This window comes from Dorea phocaeensis, from assembly GCF_900240315.1.
Lineage (GTDB): Bacteria > Bacillota > Clostridia > Lachnospirales > Lachnospiraceae > Dorea_B > Dorea_B phocaeensis.
This window is the reverse complement of sequence record NZ_OEPZ01000003.1, coordinates 1-16,513: the sequence shown is the minus strand read 5'-3', so window position 1 is coordinate 16,513 and position 16,513 is coordinate 1. Positions and strand designations below refer to the sequence as shown.

General features: G+C 40.4%; 29 protein-coding genes and 1 pseudogene. 24 read left to right on the top strand and 6 right to left on the bottom strand.

Going from position 1 to position 16,513, the window contains the following annotated elements; translation table 11 throughout:
• Window positions 1–5: 5 nt before the first annotated feature.
• The 4 genes from C0979_RS07175 to C0979_RS07160 all read left to right on the top strand — a co-directional run bounded on the left by C0979_RS07175 (window position 6) and on the right by C0979_RS07160 (window position 4,208).
• Window positions 6–1,913 carry an AAA family ATPase gene (locus C0979_RS07175; protein WP_101695365.1) on the top strand — a complete coding sequence of 636 codons (1,908 nt, stop codon included), beginning with the start codon at window positions 6–8 and terminating at the stop codon, window positions 1,911–1,913.
• A gap of 102 nt (window positions 1,914–2,015) precedes the next feature.
• On the top strand, window positions 2,016–2,219 hold the full coding sequence (locus C0979_RS07170) for an excisionase (RefSeq protein WP_101695364.1): 204 nt from the start codon (window positions 2,016–2,018) through the stop codon (window positions 2,217–2,219).
• A gap of 86 nt (window positions 2,220–2,305) precedes the next feature.
• Window positions 2,306–3,568, top strand: a complete 1,263-nt coding sequence (locus C0979_RS07165; protein ID WP_101695363.1) for a site-specific integrase — start codon at window positions 2,306–2,308, stop codon at window positions 3,566–3,568.
• Window positions 3,569–3,728: 160 nt separating this feature from the next.
• Window positions 3,729–4,208, top strand: coding sequence for a low molecular weight protein-tyrosine-phosphatase (locus tag C0979_RS07160; protein ID WP_101695362.1), 480 nt, complete (start codon window positions 3,729–3,731; stop codon window positions 4,206–4,208).
• 108 nt (window positions 4,209–4,316) lie between these two features.
• Here the strand turns inward: C0979_RS07160 and C0979_RS07155 are convergent.
• The 5 genes and pseudogenes from C0979_RS07155 to C0979_RS07135 form a co-directional block, all read right to left on the bottom strand.
• Window positions 4,317–5,120: pseudogene (locus C0979_RS07155) on the bottom strand (ABC transporter substrate-binding protein); the annotation flags it as partial.
• 19 nt (window positions 5,121–5,139) lie between these two features.
• Window positions 5,140–6,531 carry a recombinase family protein gene (locus C0979_RS07150; RefSeq protein ID WP_101695361.1) on the bottom strand — a complete coding sequence of 464 codons (1,392 nt, stop codon included), beginning with the start codon at window positions 6,529–6,531 and terminating at the stop codon, window positions 5,140–5,142.
• A 178-nt stretch (window positions 6,532–6,709) separates the two neighbouring features.
• On the bottom strand, window positions 6,710–7,648 hold the full coding sequence (locus C0979_RS07145; RefSeq protein ID WP_101695360.1) for a hypothetical protein: 939 nt from the start codon (window positions 7,646–7,648) through the stop codon (window positions 6,710–6,712).
• A 27-nt stretch (window positions 7,649–7,675) separates the two neighbouring features.
• On the bottom strand, window positions 7,676–8,107 hold the full coding sequence (locus tag C0979_RS07140; RefSeq protein ID WP_101695359.1) for an ImmA/IrrE family metallo-endopeptidase: 432 nt from the start codon (window positions 8,105–8,107) through the stop codon (window positions 7,676–7,678).
• Between the two features lie 5 nt (window positions 8,108–8,112).
• Window positions 8,113–8,526: a helix-turn-helix domain-containing protein gene (locus tag C0979_RS07135; RefSeq protein WP_071143681.1), complete on the bottom strand. Its 414-nt coding sequence runs from the start codon at window positions 8,524–8,526 to the stop codon at window positions 8,113–8,115.
• 205 nt (window positions 8,527–8,731) lie between these two features.
• Between C0979_RS07135 and C0979_RS07130 the strand changes: the two genes are divergently transcribed.
• The 3 genes from C0979_RS07130 (at window position 8,732) to C0979_RS11880 (ending at window position 9,614) form a co-directional block, all read left to right on the top strand.
• On the top strand, window positions 8,732–8,917 hold the full coding sequence (locus tag C0979_RS07130; RefSeq protein WP_101695358.1) for a helix-turn-helix domain-containing protein: 186 nt from the start codon (window positions 8,732–8,734) through the stop codon (window positions 8,915–8,917).
• Between the two features lie 201 nt (window positions 8,918–9,118).
• Window positions 9,119–9,484: a hypothetical protein gene (locus tag C0979_RS07125; RefSeq protein WP_101695357.1), complete on the top strand. Its 366-nt coding sequence runs from the start codon at window positions 9,119–9,121 to the stop codon at window positions 9,482–9,484.
• Window positions 9,453–9,614: a hypothetical protein gene (locus C0979_RS11880; protein WP_159459866.1), complete on the top strand. Its 162-nt coding sequence runs from the start codon at window positions 9,453–9,455 to the stop codon at window positions 9,612–9,614. Before C0979_RS07125 ends, C0979_RS11880 begins: the two co-directional genes overlap by 32 nt.
• On the opposite strand, the gene C0979_RS11875 is transcribed toward C0979_RS11880, so the two are convergent.
• Window positions 9,611–9,787: a hypothetical protein gene (locus tag C0979_RS11875; protein WP_159459865.1), complete on the bottom strand. Its 177-nt coding sequence runs from the start codon at window positions 9,785–9,787 to the stop codon at window positions 9,611–9,613. The two genes, C0979_RS11880 and C0979_RS11875, sit on opposite strands and share 4 nt — an antisense overlap.
• 90 nt (window positions 9,788–9,877) lie before the next feature.
• Between C0979_RS11875 and C0979_RS07120 the strand changes: the two genes are divergently transcribed.
• The 17 genes from C0979_RS07120 to C0979_RS11860 all read left to right on the top strand — a co-directional run bounded on the left by C0979_RS07120 (window position 9,878) and on the right by C0979_RS11860 (window position 16,395).
• Complete coding sequence (locus tag C0979_RS07120; protein ID WP_101695356.1) at window positions 9,878–10,111, top strand: hypothetical protein; 234 nt, start codon at window positions 9,878–9,880, stop codon at window positions 10,109–10,111.
• An 81-nt stretch (window positions 10,112–10,192) separates the two neighbouring features.
• Complete coding sequence (locus C0979_RS11870; RefSeq protein WP_159459864.1) at window positions 10,193–10,345, top strand: hypothetical protein; 153 nt, start codon at window positions 10,193–10,195, stop codon at window positions 10,343–10,345.
• Window positions 10,323–10,511: a hypothetical protein gene (locus C0979_RS07115; protein ID WP_101695355.1), complete on the top strand. Its 189-nt coding sequence runs from the start codon at window positions 10,323–10,325 to the stop codon at window positions 10,509–10,511. Before C0979_RS11870 ends, C0979_RS07115 begins: the two co-directional genes overlap by 23 nt.
• Window positions 10,512–11,222 (top strand): Rad52/Rad22 family DNA repair protein, encoded by a 711-nt coding sequence (locus C0979_RS07110; protein ID WP_145995106.1) that lies wholly within the window; start codon window positions 10,512–10,514, stop codon window positions 11,220–11,222. It abuts the gene before it with no gap.
• Window positions 11,219–11,791, top strand: a complete 573-nt coding sequence (locus C0979_RS07105; protein WP_101695354.1) for a hypothetical protein — start codon at window positions 11,219–11,221, stop codon at window positions 11,789–11,791. Before C0979_RS07110 ends, C0979_RS07105 begins: the two co-directional genes overlap by 4 nt.
• A complete protein-coding gene (locus tag C0979_RS07100; protein ID WP_101695353.1) occupies window positions 11,788–12,078 on the top strand; it encodes a phosphoenolpyruvate carboxykinase in 291 nt (96 codons plus the stop codon). The genes C0979_RS07105 and C0979_RS07100 overlap by 4 nt, the downstream gene beginning before the upstream one ends.
• A gap of 105 nt (window positions 12,079–12,183) precedes the next feature.
• Window positions 12,184–12,495 (top strand): hypothetical protein, encoded by a 312-nt coding sequence (locus C0979_RS07095; protein WP_101695352.1) that lies wholly within the window; start codon window positions 12,184–12,186, stop codon window positions 12,493–12,495.
• Window positions 12,464–12,835 carry a RusA family crossover junction endodeoxyribonuclease gene (locus C0979_RS07090; protein ID WP_101695351.1) on the top strand — a complete coding sequence of 124 codons (372 nt, stop codon included), beginning with the start codon at window positions 12,464–12,466 and terminating at the stop codon, window positions 12,833–12,835. The genes C0979_RS07095 and C0979_RS07090 overlap by 32 nt, the downstream gene beginning before the upstream one ends.
• Complete coding sequence (locus C0979_RS07085) at window positions 12,832–13,500, top strand: hypothetical protein (protein WP_101695350.1); 669 nt, start codon at window positions 12,832–12,834, stop codon at window positions 13,498–13,500. Before C0979_RS07090 ends, C0979_RS07085 begins: the two co-directional genes overlap by 4 nt.
• Complete coding sequence (locus C0979_RS07080; RefSeq protein WP_101695349.1) at window positions 13,497–13,808, top strand: replicative helicase loader/inhibitor; 312 nt, start codon at window positions 13,497–13,499, stop codon at window positions 13,806–13,808. Before C0979_RS07085 ends, C0979_RS07080 begins: the two co-directional genes overlap by 4 nt.
• Window positions 13,808–14,461 (top strand): hypothetical protein, encoded by a 654-nt coding sequence (locus tag C0979_RS07075; RefSeq protein WP_101695348.1) that lies wholly within the window; start codon window positions 13,808–13,810, stop codon window positions 14,459–14,461. The genes C0979_RS07080 and C0979_RS07075 overlap by 1 nt, the downstream gene beginning before the upstream one ends.
• Before the next feature lie 21 nt (window positions 14,462–14,482).
• Window positions 14,483–14,632 carry a hypothetical protein gene (locus C0979_RS11865; protein WP_159459863.1) on the top strand — a complete coding sequence of 50 codons (150 nt, stop codon included), beginning with the start codon at window positions 14,483–14,485 and terminating at the stop codon, window positions 14,630–14,632.
• A gap of 22 nt (window positions 14,633–14,654) precedes the next feature.
• A complete protein-coding gene (locus tag C0979_RS07070; protein WP_101695347.1) occupies window positions 14,655–14,837 on the top strand; it encodes a hypothetical protein in 183 nt (60 codons plus the stop codon).
• Window positions 14,838–15,274: 437 nt separating this feature from the next.
• Window positions 15,275–15,457 carry a hypothetical protein gene (locus tag C0979_RS07060; protein WP_101695345.1) on the top strand — a complete coding sequence of 61 codons (183 nt, stop codon included), beginning with the start codon at window positions 15,275–15,277 and terminating at the stop codon, window positions 15,455–15,457.
• Complete coding sequence (locus C0979_RS07055; RefSeq protein WP_101695344.1) at window positions 15,444–15,758, top strand: DUF5406 family protein; 315 nt, start codon at window positions 15,444–15,446, stop codon at window positions 15,756–15,758. The genes C0979_RS07060 and C0979_RS07055 overlap by 14 nt, the downstream gene beginning before the upstream one ends.
• Window positions 15,759–15,761: 3 nt before the next feature.
• A complete protein-coding gene (locus tag C0979_RS07050) occupies window positions 15,762–16,220 on the top strand; it encodes a YopX family phage-derived protein (protein ID WP_242962669.1) in 459 nt (152 codons plus the stop codon).
• 1 nt (window position 16,221) lies between these two features.
• Window positions 16,222–16,395 (top strand): hypothetical protein, encoded by a 174-nt coding sequence (locus C0979_RS11860; protein ID WP_159459862.1) that lies wholly within the window; start codon window positions 16,222–16,224, stop codon window positions 16,393–16,395.
• The last annotated feature ends 118 nt before the right edge of the window (window positions 16,396–16,513 follow it).

The window sequence follows — 16,513 nt, the reverse complement described above, 5'->3', positions numbered from 1 at the left end:
AGAAGATGGAAGAATATACAAGAGAACAGATTCAAAGAGCAGATGATACTGATTTATATGTTTTTCTTTCTGGGAGAGGAGAACAGTTCAAACGATGTGGGAAGGAATACCGATGGTTGCGACATGACAGTGTGATGATCAACAAGAACGAATGGTATCGTTTTAGTCAGAATAAAGGTGGTCATGCCATCGATTTTATGAAAGAATTCTACGGTCTTTCTTTTGCAGAGGCAGTTAAAGAATTATTAGGAGAAGAGGGAGCTGGAGAAACCAACAGAAGAACGGCAAAGGAAGATGTAGGCAGACAGAAGGTCTGCCCCATCCCCTTGCCTGGATTGGAATTGCCAGAAAGAAATGAAAGCTGTGAGATTGCAAGGAAGTATCTCATTGAGCAGAGGAAACTATCGGAATGGCTGATAGATCAGATGATTGCAAAGGGGGATATTTATGAAAGTAAAAACTATCACAATGTGGTGTTCGTTGGAAGAGACAAAGAACAGAATCCCAGATATGCAGCTATGCGGGGAACCGATGAGAACCGATATCGTGGGGAAGCAAAAGGTTCAGAAAAAGCCTATGGATTTGGCCATATAGGAACGGATGAAAAACTGTTTGTGTTTGAAGCCCCCATTGATCTTTTGTCTTATATCACTGCAGTTCCAGAAGAATGGGAAAAGCATAGTTATATTTCCCTGGGAGGATTGAGTGAAAAAGCAATGAAACGGATGTATACAGAATATCCTCATATCCATTCCATCTACTTGTGTCTGGATAATGATGAGCCTGGAAATGAGAGATGCAGGCAGTTTGTTTCTCTTATTCCGGAGGAACTGAGTGTGTACCGATTAGAACCGGTGAAGAAAGACTGGAATGAATGTCTGGTAGCAGAAATTCCGGTAGAAAATATGGCAAAGCAGATGTGTTGGAGAGATGCCAGGGAAAAACCAGTTCCGGTCATGAAGATGTCAGAGGTTGAGGAAACAGTGGTCCAGTGGCTATGGTATCCGTTCATTCCCTTTGGAAAGGTTACTTTGATCCAGGGAAATCCGGGAAAAGGAAAAACATGGCTTGCAATGGCGATTGCTGCATACTGTACCAACGGAAAGGAACTTCCCAATGCACTTCCCATAGAACCCTTTAATGTGTTGTATCAAACAGCAGAGGATGGGATAGCAGATACCATTAAGCCTAGATTAGCAAAATGTGGTGCAGATATGACAAGGGTTCGCTTCATCAATGAAGATGAAAAACAGCTTTCTATGACGGACGATCGGATTGAAAAAGCTATCCGCCAGAATAATGTACGACTCATGATCATGGATCCCATACAGGCTTATCTGGGAGCCAATGTGGATATGAACCGGGCAAATGAGATCCGTCCCTTATTTCGACATCTCAGTACGATTGCAGAGAGAACTGGATGTGCCATTGTTCTCATTGGACATTTGAATAAGTCATCGGGAAGTCAGAGTGATTACCGTTCCCTGGGATCCATTGATATCGCAGCGGCAGTACGAAGCATCTTATTTGTAGAAAAGGTGGAAAAAGAGAAGGAACAGGATATCCGAGTGGTATATCAGCAAAAGGATTCTCTTGCTAAAAAAGAAAATCCAGTAGCGTTTTCTTTAGGAGAAGAAGGCTTAAAATGGTTAGGAGAATACGATATATCCATTGAAGATCTGCTGATGGGGAAAGCAGGAACGAAAAAGGAAACGAAACTGGAAAAGGCACAGAAGTTGATCCTGGAGTTATTAACCAAACGAAAAGTGATGTGTTTAGAAGAATTAGAGGCAGAACTACTAGCCTATGGGATTTCTTCCAGAACAGGACGAGATGCAAGAAAGCAGCTGGAAAACAGATTGAGCTACGACTGGTGTCAGGGAAGAAAAACAGTTGCGTTAATCACAGAATAAAAGATGACATTGGCAAAAAACTACTTTGGCATTGGCAGTCTTTATAGATACCTTTGCCAGCCGCCAATGTCAAAAACAAAGATACTAGAAGGAGGCATACAAATGACAAGTTATGAAATACCTTATTGGAAGAAGTATACATTATCCATTGAAGAGGCAGCATCCTATTTTCGTATTGGAGAAGGAAAGCTTCGTAAGTTAGTCAGTGACAATCCAAATGCAGAGTATTTGCTTTGGAATGGGAATCGTGTACAGATAAAACGAACAAGATTTGAAAAATTTATTGATACACTCAGTGCGATATAAAATGAAATTTAAAAGAAGGAGGTGTTCGAATTAGGGGTTACATGATATACTAACAATATCATGTTGCGTCCCCTTGGAGGTAGGATATGATTTCAAAGAGACGTGATGATAAAGGCAGAGTTCTCCAGCAAGGAGAATGGCAGGAACCAAGTGGACGTTACCGCTATAAATATACAGATTCACTTGGTAAGCGTAAAATATTATATAGTTGGAGATTGACAGAAGCAGATAAGATGCCGGAAGGTAAACGGGCAGATCTTTCTCTCAGGGAAAAAGAAAGAAAAGTTCAGTCCTTACAGATGCAAGGGATTACAGGAAGTAACATTACAGTGCTTGAACTTGTGGAACGATATCTTTCCCTGAAAACAGGAGTAAAGCATAATACTTTAGCGAATTACAAATTTGTGGTGAATGTATTGAAAAAGGAAGAATTCGCTTATAAGAAAGTGGATGATGTGAAACTTTCTGACGCAAAGATTTTTCTGATAAAACTACAAAGAGATGGTAGAGGATATAGTTCCATTCATTCCATCAGAGGTGTTTTAAGACCTGCTTTTCAAATGGCTGTGGATGATGACTTGATTCTAAAAAATCCATTTGGATTTGAATTAGGTACAGTACTTGTTAATGACAGTCAGAAAAGACACGCTGTTTCTCCGGAAGATGAAGCAAAATTTCTCGAGTTTGTAAAGAATGATCCACATTATAATCAGTATTATGATGCATTTTATATCTTATTCAAGACAGGTCTTAGAATATCTGAATTTTGTGGGCTTACTGTAAAAGACTTGGACTTTAAAGAAGATATTATCAATGTGAATCATCAGTTGCAAAGAACTCGAGAAATGAAGTATATCATCGTATCTACAAAGACAACAAGTGGTACTCGGTTACTTCCAATGGAAGCGGATGTAAAAGAGGCATTTCTTCGAATCTTGAAGAATAGAAGGAAACCAAAACGTGAGCCGATGGTGGATGGATATGGAGGATTTCTGTTTCTGGACAAGAATGGAAGGCCAATGGTTGCACTTCATTGGGAAAAGTACATGCAGCATGCAAGAGAAAAATATAATCGTGAGAATTTGTTGCAATTGCCGCCAGTTACTCCACATATATGCAGGCATACTTATTGTACAAATATGGCCAATTCAGGGATGAACCCAAAGACACTGCAATATCTGATGGGGCATTCAGATGTATCTGTAACACTTAATATTTATACGCATACCGGCTATGATGATGCAAAGAAAGAACTTGCCAGATTAAAAGAAGCAAGGGATGAACTCGAAAAGAAAAAGTTTATAACCCAAAAACATGCACAAACAACTCATGTAAGCCTTATCTCATAAGGAATTTGGGACTTTAAAAATAACCCATTTGTACCACAAATGCCCGAAAAAACATGAGAAAATACAAGAATTTATAAGAAAAAGAACCTTTCAAGTAAAAAATGCACAAAGGCTGAAAAGCCAGTATTTATAAGGCTTTGAGAGGATATGAGGAGATAAAATGGAGAAAATAAAGGTACTATTTATTTGCCACGGCAATATCTGCCGTTCCACCATGGCTCAATTCGTTTTTCAGCACATGGTGAATACACGCGGCCTTGCCGCACAATTTCACATCGACTCTGCTGCTACCAGCCGTGAGGAAATCGGCAATGATCCGCATTATGGAACTGTCAACAAGATGCGTGAGGTTGGGATTCCGGTCTTGCCGCACCGTGCGCGTCAAATGACAAAAAAGGATTATCAGGAATATGATTATCTCATCGGTATGGATGAGTGGAATATCCGCAATATGAATCGGATCACCGGTGGAGATCCGGATGGAAAGATTCATATGCTTTTGGAGTTTTCCAAGCATCCAAGGGCTATTGCGGATCCCTGGTATACAGGCAACTTTGACGCCACCTATGCGGATGTTACAGAAGGGTGTGAAGCGCTTCTAGAATTACTTACATCGGGAACCGTTCTTTCTAAGTCTTGAAGCTTCTGACAGTGTCTTGTTATCGAGCACTTTTCATTCATAAAAATTCGCCCTTCTCTTCACAAACAGGATGTGCAGGAAGGGCGAATTTTTAAATAGTGTAGGCGATTATTTCTTTGCCTTTTCGGCAAATTTCGTTGTTACCAGTTCCTCATAAGGTGCTCGCTTAGTCAGTTCACCAGAAGTTTCCAAGATATCCTGTAAGAGATCAAAACTGTCTTTTTCAAATACAAGGTTCTCCTTCCAAGTATCCTGATCATAGTAGCGGGTGACAATGGTGGTAATGGTATCGAGATCGGTCTCCTTAAATTGTGGAGCAATTATTTTTGCAATTTCTGCTGGTGTATGGGATTGTACATAGTCTATACCTTTTTGAAGTGCATTAGTAAAACCTTGAATGACTTCAGGATTATCATCGATGTAACTTTGTTTCGCAGAAAATGCAGTGTAAGGAACATAACCGCTGTCTGTACCAAGAGAAGCAACGACATAGCCTTTGCCCTCTTTTTCTAAATTTGTGGCGCCTGGTTCGAATTCAACCGTAAAGTCACCCTGACCTTCTGAGAACGCAGCAGCGGTAGAACCGAAATCAATATTCTGATTGATCGTTACATCGGAGGCAGGATTGATATCGTTTTCTTTTAAGATGTATTCAAACACCATTTCCGGCATGCCACCTTTTCTTCCACCAAGTACAGTCTTTCCTTTTAATGCATTCCAGGTAAAGCCGGGCATTTCTTCGCGGGCAACCAGGAAGTTTCCGGCACGCTGAGTAAGCTGTGCAAAGTTGACGACATAATCATTTGCACCTTCATTATAAGTGTAAATGGATGCTTCTGATCCCATAAAGCCGATATCGGCGCTTCCGGAGAGTACGGCGGTCATAGTTTTATCAGCCCCAAACGGAGTTAACCTTTTAGTACAAAACACATCATAGAAAGTCTACATTTTTCACTGTAGAATCTTCGTTTAAATGGATCTCTTCAATGGTAGATCGCCAGAAGGCTCTACGATTTTCCGGCGTTAGTTGTTCATAAATTTTCTTGAAATCGGAGCGCAGGAGTTCTTCCAGGTAAGTGAAGTCTTTTTCGACTTCCGGAAGGGCAGTGGAAATCTCTTTCAATTCTTTTTCTATTCTGTCGTATTCAGCTGCATAATATTCCCATGTGATACGGTCCTTCTGGAAGAGTAGGTTTAATCGATCCAGTTCTTTGTTTAGTTTTTCTGGTGTTCGTGTATCACGCAATTTCTTTTTCTGTTCCCGTATTTTCTTGTAACGGATCTGATATTTTTTGTATTCATTTTCTAAATTTTCCAATAAATATTCTTCAATTAGATTTTGACTTACTCGATGCCGGTTTGAACATAGATGATCAATAATAGCACGGTTACAGCGGTAATAACAGTATGATCGCTTTTCTTTTGTCTTGCGATTTATAATAGAAGAGCATCCGGTACCGACAAGCTTTTGACCGCAGACGGGGCATCGCATCAGGCTTGTAAATAAGTAGATCCTTCCTGAGGGAGTAGATTTGACATTTTTACAGGACAGAGACTGTAGTTTATTCCATTCTTCCTCGGTCACATACGCGGGGCAGTATGGAAAACCGCGGTACGTTCCTTTGTAAAATTCGCTGGATACCATTGTTCGCAACATGGAATATGAGAAATCAGGATAGTAGTGTTTCTGCATATACTTTACCGTTGCAGATTTATTTTGGTGGGAGAGCAGATATTTAAAAAAAGCTTCGGTGGCTTCTTCCGTTTCCGGATCTTTGATCATTCGCTTCACACCATCCACAATGCCGGACTTATAGCCGAATCCCATATTGGCATCACCGAAGATCAATTTTCCTTGCCGGACTGATGCGTCGTTTACAAAACGGATTCTTTCGGAAGTGGTATCAACTTCGTTTTGGCCAATAGAAAGAACAACGTTAAGCTGCAGACGACCATCCCTGGTCTCCATATTTATTCCTGGTTCAGAAGCGGACATCCACGATACTCCGTGTGCATCTAGAATATCTTGCACTTTATAAAAGTCTGAGAGATTGCGGAACCAGCGATCCAGACGCCAGAAGAGGATGATGTCGATCTTTCCAGCTTTCACATCTTCAAGAAGGGCGTGGATGGCTTTTCGTTTTTTCAATTCCTTGCGGGCGGTTTTTCCTTCATCCGCATAAACGCCTACGATAACCATATTGTGTTCTTTGGCATAATGCTCCAGGTAATCTCTTTGCGCTTCTAGAGATTTTCCGTGCATGCACTGCTCAGAGGTAGACACACGTATGTAAAGAGCGCACCGTTTTATTTTTCCAAGCATAATTGTTCACCTTCCTTTTTATACGGTATGTAAAAATGGGTACAAAAATAACAGCCAGCGAACTTTCGTTCTCTTGCAAGGCTGCTCCGAAGATGATACAATATATTTGTTCAGAATAAGTGTACATCTTCGGGTGTATATTAGCCGTCTCTGTGTTAGTAGCACAGGGGCGGTTTTTTTAAACTTTATATAATGTGCTTTTGTTATTATTGAAAGATTTTTCTATTTTTTTTACGCTAAGTGTTTTACCTATCAGACCTAGCTCGAACAAATACATTGTGTGTTCGACCCAATATATTGCCCGAACTTTTCCAATATTCCCATCTTGCATATAATGTATAGTTCCAAAAAAATCAGTTAGCGGGTTAATAGTGTGGTGTGTATTAGTTGCATAATGTAATATTAATGGGTATTTTGAAATTTTTCCTGTTTTAGTATATGGTGCACATTCGAAGTAAGTGTAGTATTGAGTTATAAGATGAAGCGTATCAAATTTCGTGTCGAATTTTAGTTTTTGTGGGTCGACATATAGGTTATCTGTTATTTGAATCATCTGACATGCTTCCTGAATGCATGAGTTAATCATCTGTATATCAGTTATTACTTGGTTTTGGTTTTCAGGAGTAATTGTCATTATACTCATGTTGTTATCATAAATTGGTGTGCTCATTTTATAATTTGAAAAATGTAGCTGTTCCATGTCGGACAAAGAAATAGTTTTGAGCTTTAATTGTTCTTCTAATTTTTTCTTTTCTTGACACAATCTTGCGTTTTTTTCGGCATTCGACTCTTTTTTTAGACCCGCCCGTTCTATTTCAGAGATTTTAGGATAACAAGATTCTTTTAAACTTTCAGGAATTTGTGAGTAGTATCTGTTTACATGTTCTCTTAAGATTGTATCAATCCCCCAGTCTTCCTCATTTATATTAAAATGTGTTTCGCAAACAGGGATATTTGTAACACTGCTAGGCGAATCTATATCATACATCTGCCCTTTTATAAAATAAAATCTAGGGAGCGGTGAATATTGAGATATTTTTTCGCTGTATATATTATGTTTGTATGTTTGTTCACTTATGTCTGTTTTTGGTTTGAAAATTTTATTAAAAAATCCCACAACATTTCCTCCTTTTGCTTAAAATAATTACTGAAAGCTTTTTAGTCTCAATTCTATCAAACTTTTTTCATATCCCCAAAGACGTGATAGCTGAGATGTTGTATATTCAAGATGTTCCTTTATATCTTCATCACTTACAAGCAGATTCATAGCGAATAGATTTGCTTCGTTTTCATATTTGTTTTTGACAAAGTGTGTTCTAGTGTCCATGAATATTGCATTGCTTTTCTTATGTAAGAATACATGACCGAGTTCATGGGCGATAACAAATAGAATCATATGGTCCGGAAGTCTATCATCAACATAGATAATATGATTTCTCTGAAAGTAGTGATAAAAGCCGCGAACACCTTCCAACGGATATCGTACTAAAATCATATCCATTTTCTCAATAATTTCGAGTGGATTTCTTGTGCCGTATTTTCGGACAATTTGATTCACTCGTTTTTTAATATCCATAAGTATCAATCCTTTTTATATTTTTTAGGTGTGTACTTTTCTTTGTTTTTCTGCTTAGCCATTTCCATTCCAATTTTCATTGCAGACAATATGGAATCAATCGCTTCTGGTGTAGCTGGGTCTCCGTCAAACATGAGACCATCTTGCTGAAGTAAGCTTTCCATATCATTCAACATTTCGGTTATTTCCTTAGTATCTCTTTTTGTTAAGACTGGTTTTTCTTCGATGCCATCATTTCCATAAAAATAGGATAAAGGAACTTCAAAATAGTCACATATTTTTTCTATTTTATCTTTTTTAGGTTCACTCTTGCCATTTTTCCAGTCTGAAAGAGTAGCTGTGGATATACCGGTTTCTTTGTGAACCCTATATGGGGTCACATTATTTTGTTTTAAAAGTGTTTCAAATTTTTCATACATGTTACGCCTCCAAAATAAAACGGAAAAATTTCATAAATCAGTATTGACCATGAAAGAAAACCGTGATATATTAGAGATACGAAAGAAAACCGTGATATAAAACGGATTTCGTATCTCGGAAATATGTTTTAATCTAGCTGGTAACTTGACTGTATCATATTTCCGATATATTTTCAATATTTTATCACGGAAAGGTGGTGTAAAAGTGTACAAAAAATTTAATGAATTATTATCAAAAACAAACAAAACAATTTATAGGGTTGCGAAAGATACTGGAATTGCAACGGCTACTTTATACGATTGGAGAGATGGGATAACCACTCCCAAATTGGACAAGCTCAAAATCCTAGCTGACTACTTCGGCGTATCTATCGAATACTTCTTAGAGTAACTTAACAGACAAGCTGTCCGATAAAAAGGACGCAACAAGTACAACCCATAGAACATACGTTAAAGAGGGGTGGTGTTAGTGGAATCAAACATGGAAAAAGTAATACAAACGCTGATCTCTTTGCTGGAAGAACAGGAAGGAGCAGTGATCGAATACGAAATAGAGAAGACCGCCTGAGGCGGTAGAGAGGAGGGACAAGCCATGCAAGGATGTAGGACGTGCTGGAGAAGGTACCGGTGCAATGACAAGGATCGCGGAAGAGGCATGGCGTGTAAGGATTATGAAACAAGAGAGGATCAGATCAAAAAGACGCCGGCTAAGAGCCTTCAGGCGGAAACTGCAAATAAGGATCCGAAGAAAGATATGCGACTGGCTCGAAAACGCGGGACCGCAGCAGCTGAAGCGAAAGTTGATCACAGACGTGAAGGAGATCGCGGCGGGAGTTGCGTTCGGTTTTGTGTTCGGCAGCATAATCGTAGGAGCGATATTGATCTACTGCCGGATGGCAGGACCATTTTAGAAGGAGGTGAGGAAGATGAGTCAGAAAGAATTTTTGCTAGAAGCTAAAAAATATTTTGAGGAACAGATTAGACTTTCGGAATGTAGATGTGAAGAAAATAGAAAAAGGCTTGAAGTTGTGAATCGCATGCTATTGGATGGAGGGATAGTCTGCGAAGAAACTATCCCGCGTAATTAATCAATGTTGGTCAATATTTTAGTAATAGATTCCAAAGCATGCAATTGAGCTTGATAAAGTTGATCAAATGCATATAAAAGATCATCTGGACAGTATTGGGAATACTGAGAGGCTTCTTTTTTGTATGTATCTATGACTTCATTAAGAGAAGATTGCAAATAGTGATTTTTCATGGACATACCCCTTTCTTGATACTTGGCATGGCAGTGCCTGTATCTAAAAGTATAGGTGATATGAATTGTAAATTCAAGGAGGTGAGGAAGATGGATAGAGAAAGATGGATCAAGGCAGGACTGGAGATTGGAGAACACTTGAAGGAGATCCGGCGGATTGTTAATCAGAGTGGGGTTGATCATTTAAGCATGTTTTTACATCAAGGTGGACCGGCTGAGGTGTTACATATAGACGATGATGAAAAGTTGTGGAAAGTGACAGTAGACTCGGATGGAGCGATTGGTCTGGAAGAAGATGGTTTCCGCTTTTACACAAAAATATAGAGCGCTTACATATGCCCGGCAAGGCGTAAGCACTCTGAAAAATACTCAATTATATTCTAGATCAGAACGGAGGAATAATCAATGGAAAAATCGAACACTTTTGCAGTTTTGACAGAAGCTGTTGAAAGATATGTGAATACAGAAGAGTACCCGAAGGTAGAAGTGATCTGCGCTATTTTGGGTATCGAGATCAAAAAGGAGCGTGAGAGCAATGGAAAGCATACCAGGGTATGACGACTGGAAGACAAGCCCGCCGGAGTCAAAGCCGGCAGCGTATTGTACGATATGCGGCGGTGAGATGTATGAGGGAGATACCTTGTATACGGTCGATGGAGGGATATGCGAGACATGCCGGGACGATCACTATGGAGATTTCGTAATCGGAAGAGAGGTATTGTAGATGGAATTTAGATTATTAGAAGCAGATGACATAGAGTGCAGAATCTCTACCTGCAGTCAGTACGGAGTGTCACTTTTGCTGTATAAGAACGCAAGAGTCGATATGAATCTATTAGATTCAACGGCCGGAGAATTTAACTGGCAGAGAGAGCACAAGGAGTTGAAAGGGAACATTTATTGCGGAGTTTCCATATATGACAAAGAGAAGGATGCCTGGGTGACAAAATGGGACTGTGGTAAGGAGTCCTACACAGATTCGGAAAAAGGGGAGGCGTCCGATAGCTTCAAGAGGGCATGTTTCAACTGGGGGATCGGAAGAGAACTTTATACTGCACCACAGATGTACGTGCTTTCTAAAGATTTGAAGACGCTAAAAGAAATAAACGGAAAATGGACATGCAAAGACTTTTTTGAAGTAGAAGAAGTTGAGTATAACGATAGGCGCATTTGCTATGTAAAGGTCTTGAATACGAAAACTGGAAAGTATATCGAGTTTGGGACACCGGCGAAAGACGAGAAGAAAAAACAAGATGTATCGAAGATGTGTATTGACGCCAAAAAGGTTAAGGCGCTGGAAAATAGATGCAAAGAAGACGGCGTGGACGTTGCGACAATTCTTAGGCTCTATAAAGTCAATGCGCTGGACGAGCTTACAGAGTTAAAACACGCGAATATCAATGCGCATTGGGAAGAAATTCGAGGGATGAAATGAAGTTCACGGGAAGGCTGAAAGAACCGATTATCGACTATGTTACTGGTCGCTTGTACGTAGTATTTGAGCCATTCGAGGACTTCCGGCAGGCGTATGAGGAGTTGAAAGGCTGTGAAAAATTAAGCTTTGAAATCAAGAAATACAGGCGCAAGAGAAGCCTCGATGCAAACGCTTATTACTGGGTCCTGTGCACGAAGCTTGCGAAGGCTATGGAAGTGTCGAATCAAGAGGCGCATAACCAGATGCTTCGGCGGTACGGTCAGCCAGAGATCTTCGGAGGGAAGGCTGCATACACCACGATACCTGATACAGAGTCGGCAGAAAAGAAGGTGAATAACGCAATGGATTATCACCTTCAGCCGACTTCGCAGGTCCGTGAGGGCTTGGACGGTGTAATGTATAGAACCTATAAGCTTTTGCGAGGGTCTCACACGTATAACAGTGAGGAGATGGCGAGACTGATTACCGGACTGATAAGCGAGTGTAAAGATGCCGGTATCTCGGATGCAGAGATCGCAACGCCGGACGAGAAGCGGATATTAAAAGAAAAGTATGGTGTAGAGCTATGAAAAGGTTATGGAGCATCTTTACGAACGACATGGACTGCTGTATGTACACCGGACGGTACGGTGTAGAACGACATCATGTATTTAGTCATACGCCGAGGGAGCGGAAACTGTGTGAGAAATATGGCTTTATCGCTCCACTGATACCGGAACTGCATCCGAACGGCGTGCACGCCGGAAAAGACGCACGCGTCATAGACAAGGATTTAAGGCGAAGATGCAAAGAATATTATATAGCATACTACGGGACTGAAGAGGAGTTTCGGGAAGAATTTTATTATGTTAGTTGAGCCGGAAGGCTGACTATATGTAACTTTCATGTTGCACGTATCGTATCACATGGCAACTGTTAACCAGGATTCCCCCGGTGGTCTGCCGGGGAGAAAGGAGAAACAGTGAATATTATTGATTATATACCAGTTGGAAGAAACAATGCTGTATCCAGAACAGAACTTTCCATAGCAACTGGGCTTGAAGATAGAATTATAAGAGACATGATCCATAAGGCTAGAGGAGAAGTGGCGATTCTTAACATGCAGGATGGTAGAGGGTATTTCCTACCGGACAAAAATGATCCGGTCGAAGTAGCTCTCTTATATGCTTACGAGAAACAAGAGACTGCGAGGAAAGACAGTATTGAATGGTCGCTGAATGGCGTAAGGAGGGCAATCAGAGATGTACAAGTTAATGATCAAAGGACGCCTTGATAATTACAACGACTATATCACCGCCTGCCGTACACACCCCATGAAAGGCGCCAAGCTGAAAGGGAAGAACGAAGAAAAGGTAAAGGCAGCAATCTATGAGCAACTCGGGAGATTGCGCATACAGAATCCGGTTTACATCAAATACCGTTGGTATGAAAGGGATAGGAGAAGAGACTTAGACAATGTCTCATCCTTTGGGCGTAAGGTTATACAGGACGCATTGGTCGCAACAAAAGTGCTACAAAATGACGGGTGGAAGAACATTACAGGTTTTCAGGATTCATTCTTTGTAGATGCCGAAAATCCACGAATCGAGATAGAAATCGAGGTGGTAGAATGAGCAACTACATTAAAGTGAGCCGGAAGCTATTAGATTGGGGCTGGTACAGAGACGAACACACAAAGAGTCTATTCCTACACTGCCTGCTGAAAGCGAATTGGAAAGACGGAGAGTTCCGGGGGATTGTTATTAAGAGAGGTCAGTTCGCTACCTCGATACCCAAACTTCAAGTTGAATTGGAATTAACTTCGAATGAGGTGAGAACGGCAATTAAGCATTTAAAGAGCACAGGCGAGATCACAGTCAGATCATATAGCAAATTCTCCGTATTTACGGTGGTTAAGTATAATTCGTATCAATGTGAATCACAGGCAGAAGCACAGGCAGACAACAGTCACGGCACAGACAACGCACAACCTATTAACAGTCTATTAACAACAATAGAAGAAGGAAAGAAGAACAAGAAGGAAAGAAGGGAAAATATAAATAATAGTGTGCGGTTTGAACCGCCCTCTCTCGAAGCGGTGCAGGACTATTGCGAAAGCAGAACCAATCGAGTGGACGCACAAGCCTTTGTTGATTTCTATTCTTCGAAAGGATGGATGATCGGGAAAAACAAAATGAAAGACTGGAAAGCAGCTGTCCGAACTTGGGAGCGTAAGAGTCAGACAAGGCAGGAAGAGACCGCCAAACTTGACCGGATAAGCGAGGTGGACAACTGGTGACAAGAGAAGAGTTTAAAAATATCGTGAAAGCTATGCGCGGAGCGTATACGGGATGCCCGGTAACTACACAGCAGATTTTTGATGAGTGGTACATGATGCTTGCTGATATGGATTATAAAACAGTGTCAAAAAACCTGATGAAACATATACGAACGAGCAAATATGCGCCGACCATCGCAGAATTGAGACAGGAGCAAGTAGCAGGATTCTGTAATTTCACAAGTCGCAACTACGATATGCGGAAACTTGAACTTGCAATGCTTGGCATACAGCCAGCAAGACTAATCGAGGAGGTCAAAGAAAAATAATGTCAAAGGCAAAGGATATGGTGAAAATAGACTCCAGGTTGCTAGAGAGCATCCTGAGGGAGAGAGAAATTACAAAGAGTGAGCTCAGTAGAAAAATCGGAAAAAACGACACGTATATATCAAAAACATTACGAGAAGGAGCTATGATCCCGGAAGTATCAGAAAGTCTCATATGTTTGGTTCTCGGATTTGATCCTGGGTATTTCGTCTTAAAAGACGTGGAAGAGCGGAGCGAAACAGAACAGACTCCGGCAGACTTGGCAGCATTGCAAGATGATATTTCTTGGCTAAAGGCGCAGAAAGAGGCGGACTCGAAAAAATTAGTGATGCTCATTAACGGGCTACATGATGCAGGGACAGTACTGGAAAAGATCTTACAGAAAGTCGGTGCGAACACGCTGCAACTGGAAAAAATGAAAGATGATTTCCGAGCGGTCGTGAAAGATCTAGAGCTGACCGGGTATGACAAAGCGGTGAAATATCTGAAAGAAACTCTCGCGAACGGAAGAGTGCTGGAAACAGACATTACGAAAAAAGCAGAGCTTGAAGGGCTTAAGCTGAACGATCTCTACAGGGCGAAAAGAGATCTGCATGTAGATACGGCGTCAACTGGATACGGGAAGAACCAAAAAACTTGGTGGTTTATATCTTAGGAGTTTAGTGAGGTGAAATGAATGTACGGTTTTATATCAGGAACAACAGATACAGACGATATGAGATATTGTCCAAAGTGCGGAGAAGAGATCAGAGAGTGGAAAGGAGACGGAACCGCAGTGTGTGTGGAGTGCGGCTATCACTTCGGAGTAGTAGGGTGTGAAGATTAGAGTGAAATGGTAGGTGCTTAAAATGCTTACAGTAGGCGAATGGATTGATAAAGTACATGAAATAACAGATGAGCTTGAACGAAATGCAGAAAAGGAACTTGAAAACTCAGTAAAAAAGGCTCAGGCATATAAAGAAGGATACGTGCAGGCGTGTGAAGATTTTAATAAAAGGATGCGAAGAGCAATCAGTAATGAGCAAGGATAAACTGAGATTTAAGTTCGTTGAAAAATTTAAGATGCAATTTGAGTTCCTGCGAGATATTTGGGTTCGCGGGTACTCTGGAAGGTGGAGGAGATGAAACTATTAGATAAGTTTGAAAAATATTTTATAAACGTCTGTATTATAAGTGGAATAATTGTTTTTATAGGAATAATTTTTTTGGGATTTGGAAACGAAAATGCATTTTATAAAATGATTGTTTTGTCAATGAGAAGTTTTTTAATCTTACTATCTTTATCTGTAATAAGAATTTTATTAGAGGCGTTATTTAAGAGAATGAAGGAGTGAACATAAATGGATGAATGTAGAGATACATTTGTTAAGCGGGAAGGTGACACAGGTGTGTATGTAGCCGATTTGTTTATTTCAGATGAGCCGAGCTGAGAACATCAAAATGAAGCGTGGAACAGGAGAGTGGAAGAATGATTTTATTTTGTCCTGACTTAGTCGGAAAAGAAGAAGTAAAAGCAGTGATGATTGGTCATGGAGATTTTATAAGACCAGTATTAAATCCGTGCATAAAAGAAAAATGCGTAGCTTACAGAGATGGATTTTGCAGAAAGTACCATCAGAATGTGGAGGTAGAAGAAAATGAAAAATTATGATCCAAATATTTATAAAGGAGTACATACAGTAAAAATAACATTGCAGAAGTGGGAGTACAAAGGACACATTATCCGGCGTGTATGCGGAAACTGCAAAGGGAGAATTGTTTTAGATTTCGATTTTGAATGCGAAGATAATTTTCCTGATAACGATTGTCAACTGGAATACCATGAAGATCGAGATTATTTTTCTTGCGTTTTGAAGGACAAAAACGGCAATACATTAGAGTGTAGCGGAGACGCAGAAGATATGAACGATATGATAGTTGGTATTGAAATTATTGATTTTTGTGAGGAGTAAATGATGAATAGAGAAATCCTTTTTAAAGCAAAGCGGTTAGATAATGGTAAATGGGTGGAAGGGTATTATTGCAAGTTAGATGAAACAACATATTGTATTTCAGAAGATTATGAAAGATATCCTGTACCAACACATCATTATATTTTACACGAAGCTATGACGGATTGGGGATTGCCGAACAGGTTTTTGCAATTTGAAATCAATCCAGACACCCTCTGCCAGTTCACAGGACTTACCGACAAGAACGGTAAGAAGATTTGGGAGAATGATATTTGTGATAGAAAAGAGAAATATCCTGAAATCGTGGCATACAACAAAGGGGACTGGCAGTTGGACTACAGTTATGCGTTTGGAGAAGAAATGCATTCTAATGCCTGCAATCTTGGTTTTTATGCATGTGAAAGGAACTGTGTTGAAGTAATCGGCAACATTTTTGATAATGCAGAGTTGTTGGAGGTGTAATATGCAAGGAATCATCAAACTAAATCAGATCCCGGAAACATGCAAGGACTGTCCGTTTCATTCTTACGCTTTCGGGTGCAGGGTAAAAATGAAACCATTTGAAGGGTATAAAGCCACTCGACCGGACTGGTGCCCGATTATCAAAACAAACGAAGGAAGTGACGGAGATGTATAAAGCACGAAGGGACCGGCATCAGCAGAAGCTGGATCAGGTGCAGCATCACGAAGAACTGGAAGAGTGTGCGGTACCGGACAAGGCACGGGAACGCTTCCGGAGACCGCCGTATCAGCTT